Source organism: uncultured Brachyspira sp. (assembly GCF_910578695.1).
Lineage (GTDB): Bacteria > Spirochaetota > Brachyspiria > Brachyspirales > Brachyspiraceae > Brachyspira.
Map to the genome: position 1 here is coordinate 1 of NZ_CAJTQJ010000055.1, position 12,915 is coordinate 12,915.

Genomic DNA, 12,915 nt, shown 5'->3' on the forward strand with positions numbered 1-12,915 from the left:
CAGTTATAAGCTGTTTGTTTATCTTTATTATTACTAATAAAAAACTTGTTCGTCAGTAATCCCTGCCATTATTAACAATGTCAGGCACTCATAATTTTTATAATATCAGTTATTAGCTATTTAAAGCGAGTTTATCGACAGCAGCAATAATAAATCATTCTCCTATTATTTTTATTAATACCCTTTTAAGTCTTTTTCCGTCATACTCTCCGTAAAAAATCTGCTCCCAAGTTCCAAAATCAAGTTTTCCTTCTGTAATTGCCGCTACTACTTCTCTTCCCATTAATTGTCTTTTCATATGAGCATCTGCATTATCTTCATAGCCGTTATGATGATACTGACTATGAGGTTTCTCAGGTGCTAATTTCTCAAGCCATACTTCAAAATCATGATGAAGTCCGCTTTCATCATCATTGATAAATACGCTTGCTGTTATATTCATAGCATTGCATAATACAAATCCTTCTTTAATTCCGCTTTCATCTATGCATTTTTGAACTTCAGATGTAATATTCATATATCCTCTTCTTTTAGGATAATTAATTTCTAAAACTTTTCTATATGATTTCATTTTTACTCTCCTAAAATATATATCATTATAATATAATAAAATAATAAGCATTACAAGTTTTTAATATAAGATTATTAATTTAATTTAATTATAATAAAAATTTATTTCTAATATATATTTATTTCTAATATATATTTATCATCTTCATTTACTGCAGCATTATTTGAGATTCTATTTAAACCATAAGGATGCAGATATAATGCTAGTATATCATCATTTTCAGAAGCTATAATAGGTATTTTGCTTCTATTGTATAAAGATATTTTCAAATCTATAAATATTTTTCTTAAAAGTTTTTTATTTCCATAAGGATAAGCATTTAAAAAATCTCCGTCTTTTTTATTTCTTATAATTATTGGAAATTCATATTTTATATAAAGCTTATCTTTATAATTAATATTTTTATTTAAAATAGTTTTTATTTCAATTTTTCTATTAAAAAAATCATATATCCCGTCATTTTTTATTTTTAAATAAATATTCGTATTTTCTTCTAATATAGTTAATGGATTTATATTAATAAAATTATATTCTTTTATTAAATAAAAATTATCAAGTCTTAATTTTATATTAGGCTTATTTGATTTTATTATTTTTAATATTTCTATAACTCTTTTTTCTGTTATATCAATGTTATTTTTTGCTAAAAATTTAATAATTATTTTTTTTGCAAAAATTGTATTTATATTCTTTATTTCTTTTATATTAAGAGATTTATTATTATCAGATATATTTTTTTTGTATAATTTAGATACTTTTTTTCTTAAAAATGAAGTTTCTTTATATATTCTTTTTGAAAATAAAATAATATTATCTTTAGATTTTGTATTTATTTCTTCAAGCATAGGTATTATTAAATTTCTTATTTTATTTCTTGCATAATAATTTTTTTTATTTGAATAATCTTCTCTATAAGAGAGTTTATTTTTTTCAGCATAAACTTCAATATCTTTTCTATAAAAATTGAGTATAGGTCTTAAAATATATCCTTTCTTTTTTCTAAGGCTCTTATAAATATCAGCTCCAGCACCTTTAATCATTCTGTAAATAATAGTTTCAGCCAAATCATCTTTATTATGTGCTATTATCAAATAATCATATATTTTTTTATTATAAAGTTCTTTAAAAAAATTATATCTGTCATTTCTAGCTTCAAGCTGTATATTTTTTTTGTTATAGCTGTTAGGAGGTATTTCTTTAATATATATTTCTATATTATATTTATTCGCCGTATCTCTTGCGAATAATTCATCATTAATTGAATCTTCGCCTCTAAGATTATAATTTACATGAAGCATTATCAAATTGAATGATAGTTTTTCTTTTAATCTGTATAGTATATTAAGCATAATATGAGAGTCTATTCCGCCTGAATATGCTAAAGCTAATGTTTTGTTTTTTATATCATCTATATTTGAGATTAAAAATTTCTGAGTTTCTTCTATCATAAGATTATCTGTCATAAGGTTATCTGTCATAAAATTATCCGTCATAAAATTATCTGTAATTTATAATTTAAATATCATACTTTTTTCATTTATAATTATTTTTCTCTCTTGTATATTTTCTGCATTTAATTTTTTATCTGATAATATTTCACTATCTTCATCATAATCTTTCAATATATTTTTTGAATTGGCATAACAGTATATGCATTCATTTAAGCAGGTATTATACATACCTATATCAATGCTTTCTATACAGCCGCATAATTTTCTTTGAGACTTATCTTTTTTTTCTTTTATAGAATAGCCTAATATTTTTTCTATTCTTTTTTTATCTATGCATGCCGACTTTTCAATATTTATATTATTAAAATCTTGAGAGCAGGATTTTAATTTTATATTATTTTTTTCAGATATTTCTTTTATAGTTTTTATTAATAAAAGTTTATCATCATCATTTGTATTTATATTTTTTATATTATTTTTTATTTTTGAGTATATTTGAATAAAACTGAATATGCATTCATCTGTAAATCCATTTAAATTATCAGAAATATTTTTAAAATTATTTATATGATAATATGCATTAAAGTCATCATTTAAAATAATAGGATCATATCTCCATATTATTCTCTCTCTTGTGAATAATCTGCTTATAGTTTGGAATTTTTTTATTAATAATTTTTTATCAGGTATATTTTTTTCTATGTTTCTGCCGTATGCATTGATAGTAAAATGCATATAAAACTCATAACCTAAATCTCTAACTTTTTTTAAAAAATCTATATCAGGATTCTTTGTCCAAAATACTATTATATCAGCTTTATTTTTATTTAATGGTATTTTATAGAATTTATTTTTGTTTATAGGGTTTTGCGTAATTATATATTGCTCTTTTAACCTATTTAAAAACCATTTAGTATGTAATGAAGGTATATCGGTTCTTCTGCTTGCACTTATTATCATTTTTTATTTTTAAGTTTAAAATTTAAAATACGCCCATTTTTTTTCTTTGCGATAATTTTATTCCGTAAATATCATGCCCTGGATATATTAAAGTATCATCATCTAAAGCAAATACTTTATCCTGTATGCTTTTTTCTAATTGAGCGAAATCTCCTGTAGGAAAATCTGTTCTTCCTATTCCGTAAGCAAATATTGTATCTCCGCAGAATAAATGTCCTTTGGTATAATAGCATACTCCTCCTCTTGTATGTCCGGGAGTATGTATAACTTTAAATTCTATATCCTTCAATTTGAAAGTGTCGCCGTCATTGAATTGTATTTCAGGGCTTTGACATTGAAGTATGCTTCCTAAATATGCACTTACATTCAAACTGCCGTCTTTAAAAAAATCATAATCTAAATTATGAACGCAATGAGGCGTATCAGGGTGCAATTTTCTTATATCATCGGCACCTGATATATGATCAAAATGTCCATGAGTATATATTACTTTCACTAGTTTTTTTCCCTCTAATATTTTTTTATAAATATCATAATTATTTAATTGTGCTGCATCTATAATCATAGCTTCATCATCAGCGGATACTATATAAGAATTCATTCCGTACATATTTGTATTTATGCACTCTATTTTTAATTCGCTCATTATTGTCTCTCCTATTATTTTTTTATTATTATTTTATTACTGTATATTCTGTAAGAAAAATATCCATAGTATCAAGCATACCGAATATGGTATTATATTTTATTATTTTTCTTGCCTCATCATCTTTTTCTATATAAGCAGCAATTTTAGGGATAAATACGGCAAAAGGAATACCCTCTATTTTTACTTCCATTTCATAGCATTCTTTATCTTCATCAGCTATTTTTATTTTTTTTATTCCGTTATTCAATACTGATATATTCAATTTACTGTCTTTAGAAGCATCAGGCATTATAATATTCATTTTATTAGTACTTTCAAACGGAAAAGCCCTAGCTATCTGATATATTCCGTACATAGAAAATATTGCTAAAGAACCTTCTGTATTTGTATAATTTACTTTACCCATTATATCAAATGTATATTCCATAGTACCGAAATCATAATAATCTATAGTTTTATTATAAATTGTTCTCATATTTTCCAAATCTATTTTTGAATGCATTTCAGACTTTCTAATATTTGTCATTATGCTCTCTTCTAATAAAAACGGATCTTTTAATTTATTTGTGACTGATCCTTTTACAGATGTTTCTTTTATATTCCAATATCCATTATCATCTATAAAAGTTTCTGTATATACTATCACAGCATTATTTTTTTTACTTGATATGCCCTTATGTACAAGATATTCGCTTTTTTGAAAATCGGCAATATTAGTATAGGAATAATACTGTGCACTAAGAATTGAGTTTAATACAAAAAAAATTATTAATATAGTTTTCATTTAAATATAATAAACCTTAAAAATACAAATTTCAATATATGTTTTATATATTTTTTATTTTTAATATACTGCCTTTAATATCTATTACAGCAATATTTCTGTTTATTTCTATTTCATATTTATTTTTTTTCTTTATTATTCTATATATATTAAAGCTGGTATATTTATTTTTTAAAGTTTCTATAACTTCTTTAACTTCTTTTTCTATAATATTATCTTCAGCAAACTTATATATAATTTCTAATGGTATTTCATTTCCATTTCCTATTATAGAACTCCATTCTCCTTTTGCATTAAAATTAACAGAGCTTCCTCCTTTAAATACTGCATTATATGATGATGAGAATGTTACTTTAAATATATAATAAGAACTAAAATATTTCTCTAAAAAATCTTTTGCTTTGTCAGGGAGTTTTTCATAAGGTATAATATCCATAGCTTAACCTTTTATAATATTTAATAATCTATATGCTTTTAAATTCATAGGCTTTTTCTTTTTATCTATCTATATTTCTATATATATATCTTTCTATATCTCTTTCTATATATATTTCTTATTAATACTTGTATATTTGTTTTTATTCATTATTCTGCCTTTAATGAACTTAAAAAATAACTATATAATATTACAATAAAGCAGTACATAAACTTAAAATATGCAATTTACAAATTACTTAATATATTTAAGAAGTAAGCTATAATGTATAAACGCTATATTTTTCTATATCATCAAAATCATCAAAAAATGTTTAAAAATGATAATATAAAAAATTCATATTATTTTTTAAGCATAATATATAAGACATTTATTTTATGATTAAAAATTAAATATTTCAATATAATAAAAAAGTAAAATTCCGTACTTTTCATATTGACAAAATAATAAATTAAAAATAGTATATAATCAGACCAATTTTAAGGAGATATTATATTTATGAATATTAATGCAATTAATATCAGTGATATGAATATTAAGACAATGGAAAAATCTTTTTTCAAATATGTTTTGCCTTCAATAGTTTCTACTATGCTTGGAGGACTTTATATAGTTGTAGACGGTTTTTTTATAGGCAACTCTATGGGAGATATAGGACTTACTGCAATTAATTTAGTTTATCCTATAGGAACTTTTCTTGCCGCCGCCGCTGTTATGCTTGGTATGGGAGGCTCTGTTATAATGTCATCATATCTTGGCGACAATAACATAGAAGGATTTAATAAGGCTAAAGTAAATACTTTTATTTCTCTGCTTATTTCAAGCATAATATTAACAGTTATTTTACTTTTGCTAAAAAACCATATCATATATTTGCTTGGTGCAAGAGATGAGGTATTTAGACAAGCTGATTCCTATATTACAGTTATTATTTTGGGAGGAGGCTTTCAGATAATATCATTCGGATGCATGCCTATAATAAGAAATCTAGGAAAAACTATTCAAGCTATGATTTTTATGGGTTTAGGACTTATAACAAATATTATTCTTGATTATTTATTTTTAATGGTGTTTAGATTAGAAATGTTCGGTGCTGCTTTAGCTACAATAATAGCTCAGGCATTAGTTTCTGTGACAGCTGTTTATTATCTTTTTATAAGAAAGAAAAACAGAACAAAAATAAAGTTATCAGATTTTGATTTATCTATGACTAAAAGGGCTCTGCAGATAGGATTATCTCCATTCGGTTTAGTAATGGCTCCCTCTTTTATAGTGATACTTAATAATTGGCAATGCATTAAATACGGCGGATATTTGGGAACTTCTGCATATTCTGTAATGAATTATATTTACGCCTCTATTTTGTATTTATTTGAGGGAGTAGCAGAGGGCTGTCAGCCTATGATAAGCTATTTTAAAGGGGCTTTAAGAAATGATATGATGAAAAAAGTATTTATAAAAGGAATATTATTTAATATAATATTAGGGCTTATTCTAATTATAATAGTATTAATTTTAAAAAATAAATTAGGCATATTATTCGGGGCATCTTTAGAAACTAATAGTATAGTTAGTTTTTCGCTTCCTATAATATCAATAGCATTCATAATTCAGCCTATAGTAAGACTTGGAACTGCATATTTTTATTCATCAGAAGAAATCAGATACTCTGCACTTTTAACTTATATTGATCCTTTATTTATAAGCCCTCTATGCATATTAATACTTCCTTTATTTTTTAAGCTTAATGGTATATTTTTTGCTATACCTATATCTCAGTTCATACTATTAATACTATTTTTATTTATATTTTATAATTCAAATTTCAAAAATGATAATTTATTAAATAAAGCAGTTTATGAAAATGAATAATTAATATATTATAAAAATACAGGCTTTAAATAAAAAAACTATTTAAAGCCTAATATACTAATTAAATAATTTATATTTTTTAATTATCTTAATTTTTGCTATATTATTTTATCTTATAGAAGATATAAGCATAGAAATAAGCTTAATTATTATTAATGCTGATAAAGAAAATACAGCAGAAATTAATATAAGTTTATCAGCTTTTTCTATATCGTTAGGATTCAAATCTTCTAAATATTCTCCTACCAATGGTCTGTCATATATTTCACCGTCTTTTATATATTCTCCGCCAAGCTCTATATTCAAAGCTCCTGCAATACTAGCCTCAATTCTTGATTTATTATTTTTTCCGTCTCTTTTTAATGTTATGAATGCATTTTTATATTCATACCTTAAAAACATAGCCGTAAATATATTAATTATAGATACAAATATAGAAGGTATTATATTTAATATATAGCATAATTTAATATTAAATATTCCAAATGCATCATCAGTTTTATTTTCATCTATATATATGGTGTCCGAAGAACTTTCAGAAAGCGTATAAATAACCTTATATGCTATTAATAATGCCGCACCGCCAATCAGTAAAAATACAGCAGGATATATATAATCTTCAGAAATACTTATAGCTGTGTATTCTATAGTATTTTTTATTAACTGTTCTTTTTCCATATCTTCCGTATCTATTTCAGTATTTTCTTTTAATAGAGATTTAGCTTTTTTTATATCATTATTTTTTAGGCTGTGAAATATATATGAACTTATTTCTAAAGGCTTTCTTATACCTAAAGCTATATAGCATAATATCAATTCTATAATTAATCCTAAAATAAAGTGAATTTTATATAATAGCATTAATAGAAAAAAAGTTATTATAAAACATATTGCCGTGATTATTATAGAAAATAAAGCTCCTGTTATAAAAGCTGCCGATTTGCCTGATTTTTTTGACTTTTTTCTAAATAAATCTTCTGCCATAAAATGCAGTCTTGATATAAATACAAAAGGATTAAAATTAATTTTTTTTACAAATATATTTAAAAGAAAAGATATAGGCAGTATTAATAGTATTTTCATATTGTTTATTCCAATAAATATTATTACTAATAATCATCGTAAAATTATAACTTTTCTATAATACTTATATAATTTTTATCATCAATTTCTGTATAATATCCGCATCCGTTAGGCAGCAGATAATCATAAAAGTATAATTTCTGCTTATCATATATACTGAATATAGACATAATAACCCCTCCATGAGTTACAATTGCAGTATAATCTAAATTATTTTTTTTCATATCTTCTATTATATAGAGGTATGCATTTTTAGTTCTTTTAAAGAAATTTTCAGAATCTTCTCCGTTTGGAACATTGCTTTTCCAATCAGATTTAAAAAATTCTTTATAATAATGATTATTTTTTAATTCTTCGTGATTTTTGCCTTCAAAATCCCCGAATCCTCTCTCTTTAAGATTTTCAATAACTTCTTTATCCATAAGCTCAAAATATATATCAGCTGTTTCCATACATCTTTTCATAGGACTTGAATATAATTTTTGAACAGGCTTATATTTATCTATAATATTTTTTTTATTTATTAATGCTTCTTTTCCTGCTTCGGATAATGGAGCATCTGTAGAACCTAACCATCTTCCTTCTGCATTCAGCTGAGTTTGTCCGTGTCGTATAAAAAGAATTTTCATAATTGATTACTCCGACTAAAATATTTTATTTTTCATTCATATTTTACATTATAATTATAGTTTATTTTTTTTCAATATATAATGCAATTTTTTAATAGAATTTATACTATATTAAAAAATAGTAATTAAGTAATTAATAAAAAAAATTAATATAAGTATTATATATATAAAAAATAGTATTAGTTTTTTATTGACAATTATTGACAATTTATGAATATTGTACTATAATCTAAAATTATGAAATTTTACCAAAATTCAAAAAAAGGGTGTATATTATGAATTATGAAATATTAGCTGAAAATGCCCGCTTTTTTACAATATCAGCGGCAATATTAACATTAGCCTTTGCATTCTATTTTTATAAATGGATGCGTAAACAAGATGAAGGTAATGAAACTATGAAAGAAATAGCTTCGCATGTCCGTTCCGGTGCTATAGCTTATCTTAAACAGCAGTATAAAGTTATAGCTTTCTTTTTTGCAGGAGCTTTCATTATTTTTGCTGTTCTTTCTTATGCATTAAAGGTTCAGAATCCTTTCATTCCTATAGGATTTTTAACAGGCGGTTTCTTCTCAACTTTATCAGGCTTTTTAGGTATGAAAACTGCTACTTATGCATCGGCTAGAACAGCTAATGCAGCTAGTAAGTCTTTAAATGAAGGCTTAACAATAGCTTTCCGTTCAGGTGCAGTTATGGGGCTTACAGTAGTAGGCTTAGCTCTGCTTGATATTTCTTTATGGTTTATAGTTTTAAATATTTGGCTTGATAATAGTCTATTAGGTACTGATTTTCTTAATTTAGCTTCTACAGGAATAGCTAAAGGAACTGCTGAATATACTGCTGCCAAAATGCATTTTATCACTACTACAATGCTTAGTTTCGGAGTAGGTGCTTCTTTCCAAGCCTTGTTTGCCCGTGTAGGAGGCGGTATATTTACTAAAGCTGCCGATGTAGGTGCTGACTTAGTCGGTAAAGTTGAAGCTGGAATACCTGAAGATGACCCAAGAAACCCTGCTGTTATAGCCGACAATGTTGGCGATAATGTTGGCGATGTTGCAGGTATGGGTGCTGACCTTTATGAATCTTATGCAGGCTCTATACTTGCTGCTATGAGTTTAGGTTCTGCTGCTTTCGGATATATTAACCCTGATGTAAGTCCTATATTCGCTGTATCTCTTCCTATGATACTTGCGGCAATAGGCACTCTTTCTTCTATTATGGGAGTATTCTTTGTTAAAACTAAAGAAAATGCTACTATGGGAGAATTATTAAAGTCTTTAAGAGTCGGAGTTTATGTAAGCAGCGTTATTATTATAATAGTTGCTTTCTTACTTGTAAAAACACTTCTTCCGAATAATTTAGGATTATTCGTTTCTATAATTGTAGGGCTTATAGCAGGCAATGTAGTAGGATTTTTCACAGAATATTATACAGCTGCCGAATACAGACCTACTCAATGGGTAGCTGAACAGTCTAAAACAGGTCCTGCCACAGTTATTATCGGCGGGCTTGCTGTAGGTATGCAGTCTACTTTGGTGCCTGTTGTTACAGTTGTTATATCTATAATATTAGCATTCGGTTTTGCAGGCGGTTTCGGTACAGGAGCTTCTTCATTCTCTCAAGGCTTATACGGTATTGCTTTGGCTTCTGTAGGTATGCTTTCTACTTTGGGTATTACATTGGCTACAGATGCTTATGGTCCTATAGCTGATAATGCAGGCGGTAATGCTGAAATGTCAGGACTTCCTGAAAGCGTTAGAGAAAGAACAGATGCTTTGGATTCTTTAGGAAATACTACTGCTGCTACTGGTAAAGGCTTCGCTATATGTTCTGCTGCTTTAACTGCTATGGCTTTAATTGCCGCATATATAGAAGAAATCAAAACTGCATTAGGAAGAATGATTAATACAGGAAATTTAACTTCTATAGATATAGGTACTGTTCAGTATACCGCTAATAGTGCTAAAGAGTTATATGATAAAGTGGTTTATAGTTTGAGTATGAATGAGTTTATGAATGCTTTTAATATTCACTTGATGAATCCTAAAGTATTAATAGGCATATTTATCGGTGCTATGTTGGTATTTTTCTTCTGTGCTTTAACTATGAAAGCTGTAGGACGTGCTGCTGCAGGCGTAGTAGAAGAGGTTAGAAGACAGTTCAGAGAAATTAAAGGCTTGCTTGCAGGTGAAAAAGGCGTAAAAGCTGATTATGAAAAAGCTGTTCAAATATGTACTAAATCTGCTCAAAAAGAAATGATTGTTCCTTCTGTGCTTGCTATCATTGTGCCTATTGTTGTGGGCTTTTTATTCGGAGTACCTGCTGTTATAGGTATGTTGGTAGGAGGATTAACTGCAGGATTCTCTATGGCTGTTATGATGTCTAATGCGGGCGGTTCTTGGGATAATGCCAAAAAATATATTGAAGCAGGAAACTTAGGCGGTAAGAAAATCATTGATGAAAAAACAGGAGAAAAGATTACTAACCCTAATCATGCTGCTGCTGTTATAGGAGATACTGTAGGCGATCCATTCAAAGATACTTCAGGACCTTCAATAAATATTCTTATCAAATTAATGAGCTTGATAAGTGTTGTATTTGCAGGTGCTATAGTTGCTTTCTCTCCGAAGATTCAGGCTATATTAGGTATAGCTGATAAAATCATTAAGTAATTAATTATTTTTTGATATAAATATAAGCTGTCTTACTTAATAAAAGTTAGACAGCTTTTTTAATAATTAATAAGCAGTTAAAAAAAGAGTTTATTATGAGATTATTAAAATACTTTTTATTTATTAATATTGTAATGATAACTATTACATATAATGCATTTGCAGGCTTAGAGATAAATTTTCAAAACTATTACGGAATTGAATTTCCTTTTAATTCTATAGATGTAAATAAGGATTATAAAAATACTATTTATGAGAGTCCTAAAGGTACTTTAGGTTTTGAAATGAATTTATTTTTTCAGGTAGGAAATTATTTTAAATTATTTGAAAATGATTATACAAGCATAATCAAGGGAATTAGTTTATTTGCTGATATAGGCTTTAGTATGAATGTATTGATGTCTGATTATAAGCAGAACAGTATAAAATATACAGAGATTATCTCATTTTATTCTATGATGATTGGTGCTTCAGTTAAATTAAATTTCAGTAAGATGTCTATAGGATTAGGCGGAGGAATATTAGCTCCTTTATATGCTATTACTGCTTCAAGCAAATACGGAGGGACTATTACAGCACCTAATTTAAATAATTGGAATGCTAGTGATATAAAAGAACTATTTAAAGTTCCTATAATGCCTTATATGAAAATTACTTTTGAGGGCTTTTTATATCTTCTTCCTAATTTAGCTGTTAATGGAGGAGTTTATATGATATATAATTTCGGTATGCAGTATAACACTGATACTATTAACGGCAATTTAGGGCATAATATATATAATAAGTATAATTTTTCTGCTTTATCTGTAGGTTTATTTTTAGGCTTATCTTTTGGAAGAAGCGGCGGATATAATTAATTTAAAATTCTATATAAATAAAAACCCCCTTGCTTAATATAAACAAAGGGGCATATTTAATCAAAGCCTACTAGGATAATTATGAAGCTTGAGTAAATATCTAAAATATTATTTTAGAGTTTGTAAATAACAGTTTTTATACTGTAGGCAACGGGTATAGTAATATACACCCCTATATACTCTTTAATAAACATAAAAACTATCATCAGTTTTATTTACTACCATCACCGCCAGAAGCTTCAGCTTTCTTTTTTGCTTTGCAAGTAATATCTACTTCTCCATCTTTAAATCCATCTGCACTTAATTTAACTTTAACTTTAAATGTTTTTTGAGTATCATCAGTAAATGCAGCAGCAATATCTTTTTTCATTGTTAAAGTAGTACCGTTATAAGAGAAATTAGCTTCACTAGCTCCAGTAAGACCAGATACACTAGAAATTGTATAAGTTATATTTTTTGCTTCTGAACTTATTCCATTTATAGTAACATTTTTAGTTATATCAGCAGTAAATTCAATATCGGTACCAAAATCAACTTCACTTGAAGGTACCAATGTACCTAAGTCTTTTTTAGTGTCTCCTTGATCTCCGCCGTCTGGTTTTTCTGTAGGTGTGTTTGTGCTTGGCTTAGTAGTTTTATTATTACAACTTACGCCTAATAATGATAAAGCCATTACCATTATAAAAATAGATAAAATTTTTTTGTTCATAGTATGAACTCCTTTTAATAATTTTTTATAATAAACATTATTTCTAATGCTTATTGCTGAATTAAATGAATTATGACTTTTTTTATGAGAATTATTTATATTAAATGGATTTAAATAATGGATTTTACTTGAAAGTTTTATTAATTTATGCAATACAAAAATAGTATGCTGATATATTATAGTTAATTGGGATTTAAAATATTTTTTATTGTTTAAAGCAGAATTATTGCTGAGTGCTGAGT

The 12,915-nt window shown here is 26.3% G+C and carries 12 protein-coding genes; 3 read left to right on the forward strand and 9 right to left on the reverse strand.

Annotation, left to right across the window (positions count from 1 at the left end):
* Positions 1 to 154: 154 nt before the first annotated feature.
* The 6 genes from QZ288_RS11005 to QZ288_RS11030 all read right to left on the reverse strand — a co-directional run bounded on the left by QZ288_RS11005 (position 155) and on the right by QZ288_RS11030 (position 4,851).
* Positions 155 to 571, reverse strand: a complete 417-nt coding sequence (locus QZ288_RS11005) for a secondary thiamine-phosphate synthase enzyme YjbQ (RefSeq protein WP_295158827.1) — start codon at positions 569 to 571, stop codon at positions 155 to 157.
* A gap of 107 nt (positions 572 to 678) precedes the next feature.
* A complete protein-coding gene (gene tilS / locus QZ288_RS11010) occupies positions 679 to 2,019 on the reverse strand; it encodes a tRNA lysidine(34) synthetase TilS (protein ID WP_295158848.1) in 1,341 nt (446 codons plus the stop codon).
* Between the two features lie 60 nt (positions 2,020 to 2,079).
* On the reverse strand, positions 2,080 to 2,982 hold the full coding sequence (locus QZ288_RS11015; protein WP_295158829.1) for a DUF1848 domain-containing protein: 903 nt from the start codon (positions 2,980 to 2,982) through the stop codon (positions 2,080 to 2,082).
* A 22-nt stretch (positions 2,983 to 3,004) separates the two neighbouring features.
* Positions 3,005 to 3,628 (reverse strand): MBL fold metallo-hydrolase, encoded by a 624-nt coding sequence (locus QZ288_RS11020; RefSeq protein ID WP_295158831.1) that lies wholly within the window; start codon positions 3,626 to 3,628, stop codon positions 3,005 to 3,007.
* 28 nt (positions 3,629 to 3,656) lie between these two features.
* A complete protein-coding gene (locus QZ288_RS11025; RefSeq protein ID WP_295158833.1) occupies positions 3,657 to 4,415 on the reverse strand; it encodes a hypothetical protein in 759 nt (252 codons plus the stop codon).
* A gap of 43 nt (positions 4,416 to 4,458) precedes the next feature.
* A complete protein-coding gene (locus tag QZ288_RS11030) occupies positions 4,459 to 4,851 on the reverse strand; it encodes a PepSY-like domain-containing protein (protein WP_295158835.1) in 393 nt (130 codons plus the stop codon).
* Between the two features lie 498 nt (positions 4,852 to 5,349).
* Between QZ288_RS11030 and QZ288_RS11035 the strand changes: the two genes are divergently transcribed.
* Positions 5,350 to 6,723, forward strand: coding sequence for an MATE family efflux transporter (locus tag QZ288_RS11035; RefSeq protein WP_295158836.1), 1,374 nt, complete (start codon positions 5,350 to 5,352; stop codon positions 6,721 to 6,723).
* Between the two features lie 108 nt (positions 6,724 to 6,831).
* Here QZ288_RS11035 and QZ288_RS11040 read toward each other — a convergent pair whose 3' ends face one another.
* Together QZ288_RS11040 and QZ288_RS11045 are read right to left on the reverse strand one after the other, a co-directional pair.
* A complete protein-coding gene (locus QZ288_RS11040; RefSeq protein ID WP_295158838.1) occupies positions 6,832 to 7,806 on the reverse strand; it encodes a cobalamin biosynthesis protein in 975 nt (324 codons plus the stop codon).
* Between the two features lie 44 nt (positions 7,807 to 7,850).
* Positions 7,851 to 8,435, reverse strand: a complete 585-nt coding sequence (locus tag QZ288_RS11045; RefSeq protein WP_295158840.1) for a histidine phosphatase family protein — start codon at positions 8,433 to 8,435, stop codon at positions 7,851 to 7,853.
* Positions 8,436 to 8,710: 275 nt separating this feature from the next.
* On the opposite strand from QZ288_RS11045, the gene QZ288_RS11050 reads away from it, so the two are divergent.
* Both QZ288_RS11050 and QZ288_RS11055 read left to right on the forward strand, forming a co-directional pair.
* The gene (locus QZ288_RS11050) at positions 8,711 to 11,107 is read left to right on the forward strand and encodes a sodium-translocating pyrophosphatase (protein WP_295158842.1); all 2,397 of its coding nucleotides are present in this window, start codon (positions 8,711 to 8,713) and stop codon (positions 11,105 to 11,107) included.
* Between the two features lie 95 nt (positions 11,108 to 11,202).
* On the forward strand, positions 11,203 to 11,964 hold the full coding sequence (locus QZ288_RS11055) for a hypothetical protein (RefSeq protein WP_295158844.1): 762 nt from the start codon (positions 11,203 to 11,205) through the stop codon (positions 11,962 to 11,964).
* Positions 11,965 to 12,175: 211 nt separating this feature from the next.
* Here the strand turns inward: QZ288_RS11055 and QZ288_RS11060 are convergent.
* A partial coding sequence (locus QZ288_RS11060; protein WP_295158846.1) for a hypothetical protein occupies positions 12,176 to 12,915 on the reverse strand: 740 nt, incomplete at its 5' end.

Bases quoted from the DNA above. Each gene is read 5' to 3' on its own strand.
- QZ288_RS11040 (WP_295158838.1), bottom strand. From the start codon at position 7,806: ATGAAAATACTATTAATACTGCCTATATCTTTTCTTTTAAATATATTT.
- QZ288_RS11055 (WP_295158844.1), top strand. From the start codon at position 11,203: ATGAGATTATTAAAATACTTTTTATTTATTAATATTGTAATGATAACT.
- QZ288_RS11035 (WP_295158836.1), top strand. From the start codon at position 5,350: ATGAATATTAATGCAATTAATATCAGTGATATGAATATTAAGACAATG.
- QZ288_RS11025 (WP_295158833.1), bottom strand. From the start codon at position 4,415: ATGAAAACTATATTAATAATTTTTTTTGTATTAAACTCAATTCTTAGT.
- QZ288_RS11020 (WP_295158831.1), bottom strand. From the start codon at position 3,628: ATGAGCGAATTAAAAATAGAGTGCATAAATACAAATATGTACGGAATG.
- QZ288_RS11030 (WP_295158835.1), bottom strand. From the start codon at position 4,851: ATGGATATTATACCTTATGAAAAACTCCCTGACAAAGCAAAAGATTTT.
- tilS (WP_295158848.1), bottom strand. From the start codon at position 2,019: ATGATAGAAGAAACTCAGAAATTTTTAATCTCAAATATAGATGATATA.
- QZ288_RS11005 (WP_295158827.1), bottom strand. From the start codon at position 571: ATGAAATCATATAGAAAAGTTTTAGAAATTAATTATCCTAAAAGAAGA.
- QZ288_RS11015 (WP_295158829.1), bottom strand. From the start codon at position 2,982: ATGATAATAAGTGCAAGCAGAAGAACCGATATACCTTCATTACATACT.
- QZ288_RS11045 (WP_295158840.1), bottom strand. From the start codon at position 8,435: ATGAAAATTCTTTTTATACGACACGGACAAACTCAGCTGAATGCAGAA.
- QZ288_RS11050 (WP_295158842.1), top strand. From the start codon at position 8,711: ATGAATTATGAAATATTAGCTGAAAATGCCCGCTTTTTTACAATATCA.